Genomic DNA, 16888 nt, shown 5'->3' with positions numbered 1-16888 from the left:
ATAACAGTTAAATTGCATGTCCAGGGAGCCATGCACGTGGGTGCAGCGCCTTTGGCCTCCTGGGGTGGAAGGACCCTCGCACTCCTGGCTACCGCATTAGTCGTCCTGGCAGCCCTCGGGGCAGTGGTGTACAGCAACTACGGCCACAAGCCTGTCAGGCTCGTCGCAACGACGACTACCAGCCTCTACTCCACGGGGCTCCTCGACTACCTGGCAGACAAGTTTCACGAGGAGCACCCAGACGTCACGGTAGAGTTCATCGCCGTGGGGAGCGGCGAGGCCCTGAGGAGGGCGGAGATGGGGGACGCCTGCATGGTGCTAGTCCACGCCCCCAGCCTCGAGAGGGAGTACATGGAGAAGGGCGTCATAGGGGAGGGGGCAATATTCGCCTACAACTACTTCGTCATAGCCGGCCCCCCGGGCGACCCGGCTGGGGTCAGGGGCGCGGGGAGCGCCGTGGGCGCCTTCAAGGCCATCTACCAGGCGGGGGAGGAGGGCAGGGCGGTCTTCCTCAGCAGGGGGGACAACTCCGGCACGCACGTGAGGGAGCTGATGCTCTGGAGGAGGGCCGGCCTCGACCCTAGCGGGAGGCCGTGGTACAAGGAGACGGGCCAGGGGATGGCCCAGACGCTGGTCATGGCGAGCGAGATGGGGGCCTACACGCTCAGCGACATAGGCACGTTCCTCAAGCTGAAGAAGGACGGCAGGATCCCCGGGCTCGAGGTACTCTACTCCAACAGCACGGAGCTGATAAACGTATACAGCGTCTACATCGTCAACTCGTGCAAGGGCAGGGAGAGGAAGGCAGCCGAGGAGTTCAGGGACTTCATCCTAACCCACCAGGACCTCATAGAATACTACGGGGTGCAGGAGTACGGGCAGCCCCTCTTCCACGCGGCCAGGGGTAGGGAAGACTACCTTAGGGCCGCGTGGATGGAGCTGGCCGGGGGGTAGCCGGGGCTTGGACGGTGAAACCCTGCAGGTGGTGGCGAGGAGCCTCTACATCTCCGGCTCCGCCACCATACTGGCCTCCCTGTGGAGCATACCCCTAGCCTACGCAATGGCCTCCCGGCCCGGCCTGGCCAGGCTCGCCTCGACGCTCGAGGCGCTCGTCGGCGTCCCCACGGTTCTCGTCGGTCTCCTACTCTACATGCTCCTGAGCAGCAGGGGCCCGCTGGGATCCCTCGGCCTCCTCTACACCCCCCACGCCATAATAATCGGGGAGGCGGTGCTCGTGACGCCCCTCATCGCGAGCGTCGCCTACAGGGCCCTCAGGGTCGCGGTGGAGAGGTACGGCGAGCTGGCGCTGAGCCTCGGCGCCACCGAGGCCCAGGCCATGGCGACCGCTGTGAGGGAGGCATCGGGCGGGATCATCGCCTCGCTAGTCATGGGCTTCTCCAGGGCGATAGGCGAGCTCGGCGTAGCCCTGATGGTCGGCGGCAACATCAGGGGTTACACGAGGACCATCTCAACCGCTATAGCCCTCGACGTCTCGATGGGGGAGTTCGAGGAGGCCCTCCAGCTCGGCGCGGTCCTCGTGGCCCTGCTTATAGCCGCATCCATAGCCGCCAGGCTAGCGGCGAGGGGCCAGGCTCTTGATTAGGCTCGAGGGCGTCTGGTTCAGGTACCCCCGCAGCGGCTGGGTGCTCCGGGGGGTCAGCCTGGAGCTGCCCGGGCGGGGGGCCACGGTGATCCTGGGCCCCAACGGCTCCGGGAAGACTACGCTGCTAAAGGTGGCCGGGCTGATCTACAAGCCCGCACGGGGGAGGGTCGAGGCCTGGGGGGTCGACGCGTGGAGCGGCGACGGCAGGGCTCGGGCTGAGGCTAGGAGGAGGGTGGTCTACGTCCACGAGAAGCCCATCATGCTGAAGGGGAGCGTGCTCGACAACATAGCCTACGGCCTAAGGCTCCGCGGGATCCCGCGGGATGAGGCCCTCGAGAGGGCTAGGCGGGCGGCTAGCCTCCTAGGCATCGAGGGCCTCCTAGACAAGCCGGCCAAGCGGCTCTCAGCGGGGCAGGGGCAGCTAGTCGCAATCGCCAGGGCCCTCGCCGTCGAGCCCGGGATCCTCCTCCTAGACGAGCCCACCGCGAACCTCGACTGGAGGGCCAGGAGGAGGGTCATCGAGCTACTCGAAGACCTCAAGGGCAGGATAGGCGTGGTAATCGCGACCCACGACCACCACCTAGCCGGGAAGCTGGCGGACAGGCTCATAATAGTCGAGGAGGGCAAAGCCAGGGAGGCCACGCCCAGCGAGCTGGAGCTACTCTAGGAGCGCCACGGCGGGATCCCCCTCGCGGCGGGCCCGTAGCGTGGAAACGCCGCGACTCGAGGCGAGCGGCCACCGAGCCCTAAAGGGGGGCTGGGATCCCTGGGGCCCCGGGGAGGCGGCCCTTGCAGGCCTCGGCTTTAGGCGATTCTCTCCTCGCCGACCACGGGGCTCCTGTCCCTGGTGGGGTAGGCCTCGACTATGTAGGCCTCCCCGCCGTAGAGCCTGGCCGCGGCGGCGAGCAGCTCCCTGTCCGGGGGGAGGCAGTAGGTCTCGGGGCCGCACTCCTCCCCCACCTCGGGCGCCAGCCTGGGCCGCCTGAGCTCGCCCCAGACGAGTGTCCCCTGCCCCGTCGGCTCCTCGAACCACCTCGCGTCGAGCCTCGCCAGGCGCCTGAGCCTGTTCCTCGTCTGGATAGCGTCCTTGAACCTGGCGGGGCAGAAGTGGACGGGGATCCCGGCGTTGTCCCTCGCCCACTCCAGCACCCTCAGCGCCGCCTTGAGCGCCCCCTTCACGGTGAACGGCCTCCCGGGGTCCTCCGTGTACCCCCTGAGCGTGAGCTGCTCGGCGTTGGGGGCGACGAACTCCATCTCGTTTAGGTTAACGAACTCGGCGCCGAGCCTCTCCGCCTCGCTGATCACCCACTTGGCCCACTCCTCCATCCCCGGGGCTATCGGTATCTCGACGCCCACGCTCATCCCCGTGAGCCTCCTCGCCAGGCCGACGCGGTCCATGAACTCTCTCCTCGTGGGGTGGAAGCGTATCTCGTCCAGCCCCGCCCTGTCGAGGGCGGCGAGGAGGGAGGGAGTGGCGTACCTGCCGCTGGTGTAGAGGTGGATGTGGAACCGGTGGCCGAACGCCTCCTTGAACGCCTCCACCAGCCTCAGCGTCCTCTCGGGCCTCGCGAGGGGATCCCCGCCTGTGAGGCTGGCCCCCTCGGCCCCCTGCCTCGCCACCTCCAGCACCGCCTCCTCCACCGAGTTGACGGGCTCCTCGTTAACTCTGAACACGTCCCTGCCCAGCTTATCCCTGTCCACGGGGCAGTAGAAGCAGCCATCATCGCAGAGGCCGGTTACGAACACTACTGCCTTGAGCCCGGGGAAGCAGAGCTCGCACCCCCTAGCCATCCTGCCCCCTACAATGAGCGCCCTGTCGGGGTGGCCCACGATGCCCCTAGCAGCCCCACCCATGCGCACGGCACCCCACGGCGGCGGTCGAGGAGGGGGCGGTCGTGGAGGACCACTTCCTCACACCCCCGCGTCCCACGGGGGTCGAGTCCCGAGGTAGACTCCATCCCGCCCACGGGGCCCCCGGGGAGCGATGGGGGCCTTAAACTCAGCGGGCCCCCGGCGGCGGGGGGCTTAACCGGTTCACCGGGCCGGGAATGGATCCGGGGGCTGGGCCTGGAGCCTCCCTCCTCCCCCGGGGGGTGGGTTGGCGTGGTGGTGCCTGAGAGGGTTCCCCGGAGGCCTGGGTATGAGTTGACGCTTAGGAGGATCCTGGAGCACGGCCTCAGGGTTGCCCCCGACGCTGAGATAGTCTACGTGACTTCCAGGGGTAGGGGGAGGTACACGCTCTCCCAGGCGGCTTGGAGGATGGAGAGGCTGGCCGCCGCCCTGGCCTCCGTGGGGGTGGGGAGGCTCGACAGGGTCGCCACGCTGGACTGGAACACGCACTGGCACTTCGAGGCCTACTTTGCTGTGCCAATGATGGGGGCGGTGCTCCACACTGTCAACGTGAGGCTGGCGCCGGGGGATGTGGCGTACGTTATGAGCCAGGCTGGGGACAGGGTGGCGATCGTCAACGGCGGCCTGCTCGGCCTGCTCGAGGCGGTGGCGGCGCGGGTGAAGACGCTGGAGCTGGTCGTGGTCGTCGACTCCGACAGCGTGCCGGGGAGGGTAGGCGGCGTGAGGGCGGTCCACTACGAGGACTTCATAAGGGAGCACGGCGGCTTCGAGTGGCCCGAGCTCGACGAGGATCAGCCGGCGGGGCTCTGCTACACGAGCGGCTCGACGGGCAGGCCGAAGGGGGTGTACCACAGCCACAGGATGCTGGTGCTCCACACGCTCAGCGCTGCCCTCCACCTCGCCGGGAGCGGGACGTTCACGCTGACTGCTAGAGACGTGGTGATGCACGTCGTCCCAATGTACCACGTCTACAGCTGGGGCTTCCCCTACATGGCGACGCTCCTCGGGGCCAAGCAGGTCTACCCGGGCAGGTTCACCCCGGAGAGCCTCCTGGAGCTGATCAGGGAGGAGGGGGTCACCTTCACCGCCTCGGTGCCCACGGTGCTCCACATGGTCCTCACCCACCCCGAGAGCCGGAGGTACGACCTCAGGGGGCTGAAGTGGGTCATAGGAGGCTCGGCGCTCCCCAGGCGGCTCGCCCTCGCCGCAGCCGAGCGGGGGATAGAGGTGGTTGCAGGCTACGGGCTGACGGAGACGGCTCCGATACTTACGATCGCCACCCCCAAACCCAGGCACCTCGAGCTGCCCCCCGAGGAGCAGGTGGAGGCCAGGGCGAGGTCGGGCTACCCCCTGCCACTGGTCGACGTCATGGTCGTTGACGAGGAGATGAAGCCCGTGCCCAGGGACGGCAAGACTATGGGGGAGGTCGTGGTGAGAGCGCCCTGGGCAGCCCCCGAGTACATCGGGGACCCCGAGGGGACCAGGGAGGCGTGGAGGGGGGGCTGGCTCCACACCGGGGACGTGGCGGTCTGGTTCGAGGACGGGAGCATACTCGTCACCGACAGGGAGAAGGACCTGATAAAGAGCGGCGGGGAGTGGATAAGCAGCACGCGCCTCGAGGACGCCATAAGCCAGCACCCAGGCGTCGCCCAGGTAGCGGTCATACCAGCCAGGCACCCCACGTGGGGCGAGAGGCCGGTAGCAGTCATAGTGCCGAAGCCCGGCTGGGAGGGCAAGCTCACCACTGAGGAGGTCAGAGAGTTCCTCACCAGGAACTTCGTCGAGAAGGGCGAGATGCCGAAGTGGTGGCTCCCCGACAAGGTGATCCTAGCCAGAGACCTCCCCAAGACCGGAGTGGGCAAGGTCGACAAGAGGCTGCTAAGGGAGAGATACGCCGGCGTGCTCGAGGAGCACGAGCAACCAGGAGGGTAGCCCGGGCAACGCCTCAAGCCGGGCCCCACCCGGGTTGAGCCCCACCTGGGAGGGTGGGGGTGCGCTAGGCAGGGGGTAGGGAAGGGTTAAAAAGAAGTAGAAAAGAAAAGGGAGGATGGGTTGCCTGGGAGGGTTACGCCCCTAGGTCGGCGAACTCGTCGAGCCCTAGCTTGAGTAGGGTCTCGCGCTTGGGCCTGCCCTCGACCCAGCCCCTCTTCTCCCAGTAGGCCGGCAGCATCTTCTCGATGGCATCCTTGGCTGTGTGGCCCTTGGCGGGTCCCCTAGGTATGGGCTCCTCTAGGAGGCGCTTGGGTAGATAGTCCTTCACCCACTTGCCCTCCCTGACGGCGAATAGCCTCTCCAGGTTGTATATCCTGGCCCCGGTGGTCAGCAGCTCCTCCGTCGTCGCGTCCCAGCCGGTGATGGCGTTCACTATCTTGACCCAGTCGTCGGGCGTCGTGTCGAACGCGACGAACTTGCAGATCACTAGGCTGTCTATGACTGAGAACCAGTCCTGCATCCATATGGCTAGGTCGACCTTCTCCTCTGAGACCTCCAGCGGGTCCATCTTCTTCGGGATCCCAAGCGCCTCGGCTGCGACGGTGTAGGACCTCAGGTGGCAGCCTCCCCTGTTGGATGTAGCATAGGACAGGGCCATGCTCTTCAGCGCCCTCGGGTCGTAGGCTGGCAGCTCAAGGTTCCTGACGTGGACCGCGTAGTCCTCGGCGTTGTAGGCCTCCGCCAGCGCGGGGACGCCGTCCGCCACCGCGGCGGCGAGCGGGTCAGCCTTCACCGCGGCCCTATACATCAGCTCCACGAGGGACTCTGCGTTCCCCCACCTCAAGTCGTAGGGCTCAAGGTGGCCCTCGGGTATGAGGCCCTTCTTCGCTAGGTAGACTGCGAAGGCGAGGCTGTTGCCTAGGCTTATGGTGTCGAAGCCCAGGTCGTTGGCGAGGTAGTTCAGCTTAACGACTGCTGCAATGTCGCTGGTACCCGTTAAAGCGCCTAGCGCCCAGATGCTCTCGTACTCAGGCCCCTCGCTCCTCGGCACCTTGAAGGCTCCCGTGGGGACCTTCGAGACCCTCGCGCAGCGTATCGTGCACCCCCAGCAGCCCACCCTGTCGACGAGGTAGGTCTCGGCCAGCTTCTCGCCGCTAATCTCGTAGGCGTCGTCGAAGATTCCCTCCTCCCAGTAGTAGCTCGAGAAGCCCCCCAGTGAGTTTATAATGTTGACCAGGACCGCGGTGCCGTACTCGTGGAGCGACTTCGAAGTGGGGCCCTCAAGGAATATCTTGGTCAGCCTCCTATTCTCCTCCGCGAACGTCTTCCTGTCAGCGATCGGCGGCCTCTTCTTACCGTAGGCCACTATAGCCTTCAACTTCTTCGCGCCTAGCACCGCGGCGAGGCCGGTCCTGCCGGCGGCCCTCCACTTATCGTTCATTATCGCAGCGGTTAGGGCCAGGTTCTCCCCGGCAGGGCCTATCGTCAAGACGCTGCCGTAGCCCTCCTTCAGGCCGTGCTCCCTCCGCAGGGCATCCTCCGTGGCCGAGACAGTCTTACCCCAAAGCTTCGAGGCATCCCTGATCTCAACCTTACCGTCATTGATCCAGAGGTACACGGGCGTGTCGCTCTTCCCGTGAATCGCTATCCCGTCGAAGCCCGCGAACCTCAGCCAGGGGCCGAAGTGGCCCCCACTATTCGAGTCGCCCAGGATCCCCGTCTTAGGGCTCTTAGCGACAACGTGGTACCGGCCGCTCATCACCGTCACTCCGGTGAGGGGGCCGGTGAGAATGTAGACCACGTTCTCGGGGCCGAAGGGGTCGGCGCCCTTAGGTATCTCCTTCATAGCAAGGTAGGCTCCCAAGCCCCTGCCGCCTATGAACCTCCTAAGCACGTCCCCGGGGATCTCGTCGACCCAAGTCTCGCCACGGGAAAGGTCAACCCTCAGGAGCCGGTACGTGAAAGACACAAGGCGGCACCTCAAATTATTTTAGTTACAGACTAAAGTTATTTAAGGCTTCATCAAACCTCTTCAATTCTACCCTTCAATTCTATCTCGGAGATACCGCTCAGGCTCCATTCAAGGGTTTGAGTAATTCCTTATCGTCGTATAAGGGCCTCGGGCTAGACTAGGCCCCCCAACCTGCCTGCCGGATTCAAGGGGTTGGTCCAGGACATCACCCCGCCACGGGCCCCTAGGGGGTAGAAACTAGCAGCAATTTCGGGTTAAGGCGTTTCAAGTTAAGTCTCCCGCTTTGGTTTACGTGCCCTGGGAGTTGATGGGATCAGTGCCCTGATGCCCCTACGGCGCGGCGCGGATGGGAGGCCGGCGCCTTTGGCTTCGACCACACCACCACGCCCGTAACCTCCCAGGCCCCGGGGAGGGCTGCGGGTGGGGTGGGAGCCCCCTACAACAAGCGCGGAATGACAAGGGTGGGGGCGAACGGTGCTGAAATACTTAAAGTTTCAGTTTTCCAGCCCGGGGGGCGGGAGAGGAGGGTCCCGAGGGTTCGCGGGGCTTTGCTCGCGGGGTGTGGAGAGAGTTGAGCTTTGTCGCTGAGGAGACTCTCGTGGAGAGTATTAGGAAGGCGCTCGAGCTGGGTAAGAGGAGGAGGTTCAAGCAGTCGGTCGACTTGATAGTGGTGTTCAGGGGCCTCGACGTGAAGGGGCCTGAGGGGAGGATTAGGGAGATCGTCTACCTCCCACGGAAGCCGTCGAAGGAGGCTAGGGTCTGCGTGGTGGCTGAGGGCGACATGGCCGTTAAGGCTAAGGAGCTGGGGCTGCCGGTCTACACGAGGGCTGACCTGCAGGAGTTCAGGAAGGATAGGAAGAAGGCGAAGAAGGTTGCCCAGCAGTGCGACTGGGTCCTGGTTAGGGTTGACCTGATGGGCCTCGCAGGCGCCAGCCTTGGCCCCGCGCTCGGCCCTAGGGGTAAGGCTCCAACGCCCGTGCCGCTGAACGCTGACATCGCGCAGCTCGTTGAGAGGTATAAGAGGGCGGTATGGGTCAGGGTGAGGGGGCAGCCGCAGGTGATGTGCAGGGTCGGGACTGAGGACATGAAGCCGGAGGATATAGCTGAGAACGTTAAGGCGGTGCTGTCGACGCTGGAGGGCAGGGTGGGCAGGCAGAAGATAGCGAGGGTGATCATCAAGAGGACTATGGGGATCCCCGTGGAGGTGCCCCTGCTCTAGTCCGCGTGTAGGGGTGTGGTGAATGGCTTCCCTGATGGTTAGGAAGAGGCGCGAGGTCCCCGAGTGGAAGAGGAGGGTTGTTAGGGAGCTCGTCGACCTCATAAAGAAGCACAAGGTGATCGGGATAGCCGACCTGACCGGCATGCCCACCGCCCAGCTCCAGCTGATCAGGAAGAAGTTCAGAAAGCACGCGGTCTTCCGGGTGGCTAAGAAGAGGCTCATACTCAGAGCTCTAGAGGAAGCCGGCCTGGACAAGTCGAAGTTCGAGTCCTACCTCCAGGGGACCATCATGCTCATATTCACGGATATGAACCCCTTCAAGCTCGCGAGGATGATTGAGAGCGAGAAGGTGCCCCTCCCCGCCAAGCCCGGGCAGGTGAGCGACAGGGAGATAGTCATACCCGAGGGGGACACGGGCCTGCAGCCCGGCCCGATACTCAGCACCTTCGGCAAGCTCAGGATCCCCTACGAGATTAGGAGGGGGACGATCTACGTTAAGAAGGACACAGTCGTAGCCAAGCCGGGGGACGTGATAAGCGAGGAGCTCGCCGGGCTGCTCCAGAACCTCGGCATAACCCCGTTCGAGGTGAGCCTCAAAATCCTAGCGATGTACGACGGCGGCGTGATCATCCCGAGAGAGCAGCTGCTATTCGACATCGAGGAGGTCAAGAGGGACTTCATGGACGCAGCCAGGGAGGCGCTTGGCCTAGCAGCGGAGATCGTCTATCCAGCAGTGCCCGAAGCAGTCGAGGCAGCGATCGCCAAGGCGTTCCGCGAGGCCAAGGCGCTCGCCGCCGAGGCAGGCCTACTACTGCCAGGCCTAGAGGAGGACGTCATCGCCAGGGCGGTGCAGGAGGCCCTGGCAGTCGCGGCGGCGCTCGGCGACAAGGCGAAGGAGCTAGGCTTCGAGGTCACCGCGGCGGCGCCAGCGGCTGCGCCTGCGGAGGAGAAGGCTGAGGAGAAGAAGGAGGAAGAGGAGAAGAAAGAGGAGGAGGAGAAGGAGGTCGACCTCAGCGAGGGACTCGGAGGCCTCTTCGGGTTCTAGCCGGGATCCCTCCCCCTCTTTACTCACGGCAAGAGAGGCAGCGCGGCCACTCCCCCGGGCCGGCTCTACCCGCGCTGCTCCACGCCTTCCTGTCAAGCCTCCTTTACCCTGGCGGCGGCCGGGATCCTCTGGGGCTGGGGGGCTCGCTGTAGCCGCTGCGACGGACGGGTTTGGGGTGTAGCGTTGGAATGGCTAGGTGCAGGGTTTGCGGCGCCCCGGCTGTGATCTGCTACCCGGAGTCGAGGCTGTGCCTCTGCAGGGACCACTTCCTGGAGCACTTCGAGTCCAAGGTTGAGAGGACTCTGAGGAGGTACAGGCTCGTCAGGGAGGGCGGCTTCGTCCTCGCAGCCGTGAGTGGGGGGAAGGATAGCGCCGCGCTCCTAGGCGTCCTGAGCAGGCTCTCCAGCCGCCTCGGCTTCAGGCTCGCCGCGGTCCACATAGACCTTGGGATCGGGGAGTACTCCAGGAGGAGCAGGGAGGCGGCGGTCAGGCTCGCCCGGGAGCTGGGCGTCCCCCTCGCGGTTATAGACTTGAGGGAGCTCCTCGGCCTCGGGGTCCCCGAGTTGGCCGTGAAGGCTAGGAGGCCCCCGTGCAGCGTGTGCGGGCTGGTGAAGAGGTACCTCACGAACGCGGCGGGCGTTGAGGCCTGCGCCGACGCCGTCGCCTTGGGCCATAACGCGGACGACCTGGCGGTCTACGCTTTGAAGTCCTTCCTAACCCAGGACCTGGAGGCCATCCCCAAGCTCGGGCCCGGGACGGAGTCGATACCCGGCCTCGCCGTGGGCAGGATAAGGCCCCTCTACCTCGCCTCGGAGAAGGAGTCGTTCCTCTACGCCTACCTCTCCGGGCTTCCCTTCAACCACGAGGAGTGCCCCCACGCGAGCAGGAGGCTCCTGGAGTTCATCCTCAAGGAGCACCTGGCCTCGCTGGAGTCGAGGAGGCCCGGCCTGAGGACCCAGTTCCTGGCGAAGCTGGCCAAGAGGCTCAACGACTACCCAAAGCCCGAGGGGGAGCCGAGGCCCTGCAGGCACTGCGGCCTCCTCTCCTGGGGCGAGTGCAGCTTCTGCAGGCTCACTAGGAGAATCCTAGGGGAGCCGATGGGGCCCAAGGCGAGGGAGTACGTGAGGGCGAAGCTGGAGGAGGCCGGGGCCGTGATGTGCAGAGGCTAGGCCCCCGGGGAGGGCCGCCCGCCCGAGAGGACCCTGACCACCTCAACCTCCTCCCCGTCCCTCACCTCCTCGTCCTCAGTCAAAGGCGTCCCGGACCTCAAGACGACGGCGGACTCGGGGTTCAACCCGAGCATCCTCAGCAGCGCCCCCGCCCGGACAGAGCCCTCAACCCTAACCTCCACCACGCGCCCCTCCGGGACGAGCTTGACTCGAACCGGCAACACCCAACCCCTCCCCGCAGGCTAGGAGCGGGTAGGCTAGGCGTTGAGGGCTGGGATTAAACCCGGGGGCTGAGTGGAGGCGCTCGGGGTTGGGGGTTGTAGGTGTTGGCGTTCGGCGGGGCTAGAACCCGAAGAGGCCTCCGAGTCCCTCGCTGAGGTCGACCTCCTTCTCCTCCTCCTCTTTCTTCTCCTCTTCCTCCTTCTTCTCCTCAGCCTTCTCCTCCGCAGGCGCCGCGGCCGGAGCCGCTGCCGGCGCGGCGGCCGGGGCTGCGGCGGCCGCCTTCAGCACCTCCTCCAGGTTGATCTCGCCGAGGCTCGCCACGAGCATCTTGACTTTAGCCTCGTCGGCCTGGAGGCCCAGGGCTTCGATGACCTTCTTGAGGTTCTCCTCGCTTATCTCCTTGCCGGCGTAGTACAACGCGAGGGCTGCGTGCACGTAAGCCTTACCCTCCTGGGCCATTACCCCTCCACCTCCTAGGCCCCCGTCGAGTGCTAGGCGTTTAAAAATGCTAGCCTCCCGGCCCCCCGGGCCCCGAGCATTTGCGTGGAGCCCCGCCTCCACCCGGGGCCGGGGTGCATAGTGTTAATCGACATAAAGCCGGGGCGCCCTAGGCTTCCCCCCCAGGTTTGGGGGTGCCCCGGCCGGTGCCTAGAGTTGACCCCGGCGAGTACAGGGTTAGCTTCTTCGAGGAGAAGGGGTTCACGAGGAAGAGGTGCAAGTCCTGCGGCGAGTACTTCTGGACGCTCAACCCGGAGTTCGATACCTGCCAGGACGCCCCCTGCGTGGAGTACTGGTTCGACAGGATAAGGAGCGCTGGCCCCCTGAGCGTCGGCGAGGCTAGGAGGAGGTTCATCAGGTTCTTCGAGGAGCGCGGGCACACGCCGCTGAAGCCGAGGCCCGTCGTGGCCAGGTGGAGGGAGGACTTATACCTGACCATAGCGAGCATCGTGGTGTTCCAGCCCCACGTGACAAGCGGCTTGGTGCCTCCACCCGCGAACCCGCTCGTGATAAGCCAGCCGAGCATTAGGCTGGAGGACATCGACAACGTCGGGTTGACCATCGGGAGGCACCTGACAATGTTCGAGATGGGGGGCCACCACGCCTTCAACTACCCGGACAAGTGGGTGTACTGGAAGGACGAGACGGTGAGGTACGCTTTCGAGTTCTTCACCCGGGAGATAGGGATCCCGGAGGACCTGATCGTCTTCAAGGAGTCCTGGTGGGAGGGCGGGGGGAACGCTGGGCCCTGCTTCGAGGTGGCGGTCGGCGGCCTTGAGCTAGCCACGCTCGTCTTCATGCAGTACAAGGTCACCGACGGCGGGTACGAGCCGATACCGTTGAAGATAGTCGACACCGGCTACGGCATCGAGAGGATCGCCTGGTTCACGCAGAAGACGCCCACGGCGTTCCACGCCATCTACGGCAGCCTCCTCCCAAGGTTCAGGGAGAAGCTGGGGGTCGAGGAGCCCGAGGAGGCCCTGCTCTGGGAGGCGTTCAGGGCGGCTGGTAGGCTCGACCCGGAGGATCCCGCGAGCGTGGAGGCCTTCTACTCCAGGATAGCCGGGAGGCTCGGCATGGACGTGGGGGAGGTCAGGGGGATCCTGGGGAGGGAGGCGCGCCTCTACAGCGTGCTCGACCACACCAAGACCCTCGCCTTCATGCTCGCCGACGGTGTGGTGCCGAGCAACACTGGGGAGGGCTACCTGGCTAGGCTCGTGCTCAGGAGGGCGATGAGGCAGCTTAGGCTCCTCGGGGCTGAGGTCAGCCTCGCGGATCTCGTCGACGCTCAGGTGGACTACTGGTCCCCGGACTTCCCCCACCTCAAGGAGCGCAGGGACTACATCCTCGACGCGGTCAGGGTGGAGGAGGAGAGGTACAGGCAGACCCTGGCCCGCGGGGAGAGGATCATCGCCAGGCTGCTCGCCAGGAAGCGGGAGCTGAGCCTCGACGACCTCGTCAAGCTCTACGACAGCCACGGGATCCCGCCGGAGATAGTCGCGGAGGCTGCGTCGAGGAGGGGCATCAGGGTGGAGGTGCCGCACAACTTCTACAGCATAGTCGCCGCCAGGCACAGGGGCCCCGAGAGGCTGAGGGAGGTCGAGGAGAGAGCCCCGCTCCCCGGCGACGTGGTGGAGTGGGCCCGCAGCTTGGGGGTTGAGACGAGGAGGCTCTTCCACGAGGACCCCTACCTGAGGGAGTTCGAGACCCGCCTCGCCGCGGCGAGGGGGAGGTACGTGGTCCTCGAGGCCACCGCCTTCTACCCGAAGGGTGGCGGGCAGGACTACGACACCGGCACCCTCACCATCGAGGGGGCCGGCGAGTTCAGGGTGCTCGAGGTCTACAAGGTTGGAGGGGTGATAGTCCACGTCCTCGACAGGGAGGTCGAGGCGAGGCCGGGGGCTAGGGTCAGGGGCGCCATCGACTGGGGCCGCCGCTACAGGCTGATGAGGCACCACACTGCGACCCACATCATCCTGGGGGCGGCGAGGAGGGTGCTCGGGAGCCACGTGTGGCAGGCGGGCGCGGAGAAGACGGTGGAGAAGGGGAGGCTCGACCTGACGCACTACAAGCCCCTCACCCCGGAGGAGGTGAGGAGGATAGAGGAGCTGGCCAACAGGGTTGTCGACGAGAGGAGGCCCGTCACGGCCAGGCTGCTGGATAGGAACGAGGCGGAGGAGAGGTACGGCTTCACAATCTACCAGGGAGGCGTCCCCATGGAGCCGGTGATCAGGATAGTCGAGGTCAAGGACTGGGACGTGGAGGCGTGCTTCGGAACCCACGTCGCCAACACCGGCGAGATCGGCGCAGTGAAGATAGTCAACTACGACAAGATACAGGATGGAGTGATTAGGCTGGAGTACGTGGCGGGCACCAGGGTGGCGGAGGAGGCCGCCAGGCTGGAGGAGAGGCTCGGGGAGATAGCCGAGGCGACGGGGGCCCCGAGGGGCAGGGAGGCTGAGAGGGTGAAGAGCCTCGTAGCGCAGGCAAGGGAGCTGGAGGAGAGGCTTAGGGAGTACAGGAGGCTCTGGCTCAAGGAGGTCATGGAGAGGGTTAGAGCCGCCGAGCCCGTGAACGGCGTGAGGGTCGCTGTCGTCGAGGCCGTCGAGGGGGACGCCAGGGTGCTCAGCGAGACGCTAGCCCAGGCGACCCGCGAGGCTCCCGACGCCCTGGTGGCTATCCACACCAAGCCGGAGAACGGCTGGATCAAGGTGGAGATGGCCGCGGGCGCCAAGGCGGCCGAGAGGATCGACCTGGGCAGCCTGGCGAGGGAGGCGGCAAGGAGGCTCAACGGTAAGGGAGGCGGCAGGGGATCCCGGGCGAGCCTAGTGATACCCGCGGACGCCCTCCCCAGGCTGGAGGAGCTGATAAGGGAGGCCCTCAAGGCCGGGGGCGGGGAGTGACCCCTCCCCCGGGGGGATCCCGCCCCTCCGGCTGCGCGGGGTGGAGCCATTGTACGACGTGGCCCTTGTGGACCTCGACGGTGTCGTGTGGCTCGGGTCCAGGGTGATCGAGGAGAACGTTGAGGGCCTCCTCCGCCTCCACGAGGCCGGGGTTAGGCTGGTCTATGTGACGAACAACTCCACGAGGCCTAGGGCCTACTACGCCTGGAGGCTGAGGAGGCTGGGGCTCCCCGCTGGCGAGTCGAGCGTCGTCACTAGCGCGGTCGCGGCGGCAGCGTGGGTCGCCGCCAGGATGCCGGGCGCCCTCGTCTACCCCCTGGGGGAGGAGGGGCTGGTCCACGAGCTCTCAGCCGCCGGGCTGGTCCCCGTAACGCTGGACGCTGCGAGGAGGGGCGAGGCCCAGGCGGTCGTGGTCGGCCTAGACAGGGGGGTCACCTACGCGAAGCTCGACGCAGCCTTCAGGGCGGTGAGGGCCGGCGCGGCGTTCGTCGCCGCCAACGAGGACCCCGCGATGCCCGTCGAGGACGGCCTAGCACCGGGCGCCGGCGCCCTGGTCGCCGCGCTGGAGAGGGCGCTCGGGAGGAGGCCGGACTTCGTGGCAGGCAAGCCGAACCCTTGGATGGTGGAGGTGGCCAGGAGGCAGGCCGGGATCCCCGAGGGGGCCAGGATGCTGGTGATAGGCGACAGGCTCAACACCGACGCCGAGATGGCTAGGAGGGCGGGCCTGGACTCCCTCATAGTAGCCACCGGGGTGGCGAGCCTGGAGGAGGCCCGGGGCAGGGCGACTTACGCCGCTAGGAACGTGCTGGAGGCGCTGGGGGAAATACTGGGGGCAGGGGATCCTAGCCCGCGCCCGGGTTTAGGGGAGCGCCGCTCCTAGAACATGGTGTCGCTCGCCAGCTCGGCCTCGCCCTCCTCTAGCTCAGCGTGGCGGGCCCACTCCTCCACCGCGTTCACGTCCGTCCCGCCGGTCCTCGCCGGGCACTCGTCGATCTTCACCAGCGCGGGGAGCCTCGTCATCGAGCCGACTACTATCGCCTCGCCCGGGTTGAGGCTGGGGAGCACCCTGGTGAGGTCCTCGCTAAGCTGCTCGCTCGCCTCCCTCACGTACCTCTGGTCGGTGGGCTCCACTATCCTCAGTATGATCTTGTTGTTGGTCTGGCTCAGCACGTCGTCGTCTAGCTTCTTCGGCCTCTGGCTCACTATGATGAGGCCCACGCCGAACTTCCTCCCCTCCCTAGCCACCCTCGACGCCCAGTACTTCGTCAGCGTCGGCCTGTCCCTCGGTATGAGGACGTGGGCCTCCTCTATCGCCACGAGGATTGGGACGGGGTAGCCCACAGAGCCCTCGGTCCTCTTGTAGAGCTTCCTCTCCCCCAGTATCCTCCTCAGGTAGTGGCTGACCACAGCGTCCGCCCCCGCCTCGTCGAGCCCGCTGAGGTCGAAGATGGTCAGCGTGCCCGGCTTGATTATCTTCTCCAGGTCTCGGTAATAGTTGGGGTCGATCACGTCCTTGTAGACCTCAAGCATGTCCTCGAGCCTGTTCAGGGCGGAGACGGCCGCCCTCCTCTCGCTCGAATCCGGGCTACTCGTCTTAGCCTTAACCTCGCCCAGGAACCTCTTGAGCAGGTCGCCCTGAAGGACTTGCCCCTTCTCGTACTCCTCGATCGTCTTCTTCCAGGCGTCCCTGATTATCCTCTCCTGCACGCTAGCGTTCTCCGGCAGCTTCGCCAGCTTCAGTATCTCCGAGAGCTCCAGCTTCGCCGGGTTTATCTTCGGCTCAACCACGTTCACCCTGCCGCCGAGCGCGGTGCGCAGGTCAATGGATCCAGCGTACTCGCCGTGGACGTCGAAGAGCACCATGGTGCCGCCTAGGTCGCCCACTATCCTCGTGGCGAGGACGCAGACGGTGTTACTCTTACCCCCACCCGTTACCGCCAGTATCGCGAGGTGCCTGAAGAGCTTGTTCACCTCTATGGAGAAGGGCACGGGCTTCTCGGAGTCCCTGGTCCTCAGTATCGTGCCTATCGGCACCCACCCCTCGCCCTCGTCACCCTGGAAGATGCCCCTGAGCACCGAGGGGGGAGCCACGTAGACCCTGGTCCCCGGGTCCAGGGGGGTGGTGGGGAGCCTCTGCGTCTTGCTCCTCAGCAGTGGGTCTAGGAGGCTGAGCCACCTCACCCAGCCGCGCTTGTAACCCTTGTCCAGCAGCGGCGGGTACCTGGTCAGCGCCTCGACCTCCTCGTGGTCCGTGACCTCGTCTGGCAGGAGGGTGTTGCCGCTCGAGACGGACTCGACCATGCCGAGCACGCAGCCCTCGGGGCCCTCCGCTATCACGTAGAGCCCGACGGACGCCGTCCTACGCCCGTTGGAGTCGAAGAGCACGAGGCTGACCTGGGGAGTGCTCTCCCCGACGATCCAGCCCACGGGAACCGATCCCGGGCATCCTCCGCCCGCAGCCAAGCCCATCCACC

General features: G+C 65.8%; 14 protein-coding genes. 9 read left to right on the top strand and 5 right to left on the bottom strand.

Annotated features, from left to right (window positions below):
* Positions 1 to 36 precede the first annotated feature (36 nt).
* Genes ACYQ3J_RS00245 through ACYQ3J_RS00235 form a run of 3 tightly spaced genes read left to right on the top strand, consistent with a single transcriptional unit; the run spans position 37 to position 2270 of the window.
* Positions 37 to 954: an ABC transporter substrate-binding protein gene (locus ACYQ3J_RS00245; RefSeq protein WP_460122866.1), complete on the top strand. Its 918-nt coding sequence runs from the start codon at positions 37 to 39 to the stop codon at positions 952 to 954.
* A gap of 7 nt (positions 955 to 961) precedes the next feature.
* Positions 962 to 1603 (top strand): ABC transporter permease, encoded by a 642-nt coding sequence (locus ACYQ3J_RS00240; RefSeq protein ID WP_460122864.1) that lies wholly within the window; start codon positions 962 to 964, stop codon positions 1601 to 1603.
* The gene (locus ACYQ3J_RS00235; RefSeq protein ID WP_460122861.1) at positions 1596 to 2270 is read left to right on the top strand and encodes an energy-coupling factor ABC transporter ATP-binding protein; all 675 of its coding nucleotides are present in this window, start codon (positions 1596 to 1598) and stop codon (positions 2268 to 2270) included. Before ACYQ3J_RS00240 ends, ACYQ3J_RS00235 begins: the two co-directional genes overlap by 8 nt.
* Before the next feature lie 137 nt (positions 2271 to 2407).
* On the opposite strand, the gene ACYQ3J_RS00230 is transcribed toward ACYQ3J_RS00235, so the two are convergent.
* Positions 2408 to 3457 (bottom strand): radical SAM protein, encoded by a 1050-nt coding sequence (locus ACYQ3J_RS00230; protein ID WP_460122858.1) that lies wholly within the window; start codon positions 3455 to 3457, stop codon positions 2408 to 2410.
* Positions 3458 to 3706: 249 nt separating this feature from the next.
* On the opposite strand from ACYQ3J_RS00230, the gene ACYQ3J_RS00225 reads away from it, so the two are divergent.
* Positions 3707 to 5386, top strand: a complete 1680-nt coding sequence (locus ACYQ3J_RS00225; protein ID WP_460122855.1) for a long-chain-fatty-acid--CoA ligase — start codon at positions 3707 to 3709, stop codon at positions 5384 to 5386.
* A 133-nt stretch (positions 5387 to 5519) separates the two neighbouring features.
* On the opposite strand, the gene ACYQ3J_RS00220 is transcribed toward ACYQ3J_RS00225, so the two are convergent.
* Complete coding sequence (locus ACYQ3J_RS00220) at positions 5520 to 7355, bottom strand: aldehyde ferredoxin oxidoreductase family protein (RefSeq protein ID WP_460122852.1); 1836 nt, start codon at positions 7353 to 7355, stop codon at positions 5520 to 5522.
* 574 nt (positions 7356 to 7929) lie between these two features.
* On the opposite strand from ACYQ3J_RS00220, the gene ACYQ3J_RS00215 reads away from it, so the two are divergent.
* The 3 genes from ACYQ3J_RS00215 (at position 7930) to ACYQ3J_RS00205 (ending at position 10791) form a co-directional block, all read left to right on the top strand.
* Positions 7930 to 8577, top strand: coding sequence for a 50S ribosomal protein L1 (locus ACYQ3J_RS00215; RefSeq protein WP_460122850.1), 648 nt, complete (start codon positions 7930 to 7932; stop codon positions 8575 to 8577).
* A gap of 22 nt (positions 8578 to 8599) precedes the next feature.
* Positions 8600 to 9622: a 50S ribosomal protein L10 gene (locus ACYQ3J_RS00210; RefSeq protein ID WP_460122848.1), complete on the top strand. Its 1023-nt coding sequence runs from the start codon at positions 8600 to 8602 to the stop codon at positions 9620 to 9622.
* Positions 9623 to 9810: 188 nt separating this feature from the next.
* Positions 9811 to 10791, top strand: coding sequence for a PP-loop family protein (locus ACYQ3J_RS00205; protein WP_460122845.1), 981 nt, complete (start codon positions 9811 to 9813; stop codon positions 10789 to 10791).
* Here the strand turns inward: ACYQ3J_RS00205 and ACYQ3J_RS00200 are convergent.
* On the bottom strand, positions 10788 to 11015 hold the full coding sequence (locus ACYQ3J_RS00200; protein WP_460122842.1) for a MoaD/ThiS family protein: 228 nt from the start codon (positions 11013 to 11015) through the stop codon (positions 10788 to 10790). The genes ACYQ3J_RS00205 and ACYQ3J_RS00200 overlap by 4 nt on opposite strands.
* A gap of 118 nt (positions 11016 to 11133) precedes the next feature.
* Positions 11134 to 11472: a 50S ribosomal protein P1 gene (gene rpl12p, locus ACYQ3J_RS00195; RefSeq protein ID WP_460122839.1), complete on the bottom strand. Its 339-nt coding sequence runs from the start codon at positions 11470 to 11472 to the stop codon at positions 11134 to 11136.
* Positions 11473 to 11657: 185 nt separating this feature from the next.
* On the opposite strand from rpl12p, the gene alaS reads away from it, so the two are divergent.
* Positions 11658 to 14414 (top strand): alanine--tRNA ligase, encoded by a 2757-nt coding sequence (alaS, locus tag ACYQ3J_RS00190; RefSeq protein WP_460122836.1) that lies wholly within the window; start codon positions 11658 to 11660, stop codon positions 14412 to 14414.
* Positions 14415 to 14472: 58 nt separating this feature from the next.
* Positions 14473 to 15294 (top strand): HAD-IIA family hydrolase, encoded by an 822-nt coding sequence (locus ACYQ3J_RS00185; RefSeq protein WP_460124504.1) that lies wholly within the window; start codon positions 14473 to 14475, stop codon positions 15292 to 15294.
* On the opposite strand, the gene ACYQ3J_RS00180 is transcribed toward ACYQ3J_RS00185, so the two are convergent.
* Positions 15291 to 16877 carry a helicase HerA-like domain-containing protein gene (locus tag ACYQ3J_RS00180; protein WP_460122833.1) on the bottom strand — a complete coding sequence of 529 codons (1587 nt, stop codon included), beginning with the start codon at positions 16875 to 16877 and terminating at the stop codon, positions 15291 to 15293. The genes ACYQ3J_RS00185 and ACYQ3J_RS00180 overlap by 4 nt on opposite strands.
* Positions 16878 to 16888: the final 11 nt, after the last annotated feature.

It is taken from the genome of Stetteria hydrogenophila, from assembly GCF_054657575.1.
This window is presented reverse-complemented; position numbering and strand designations above follow the sequence as displayed.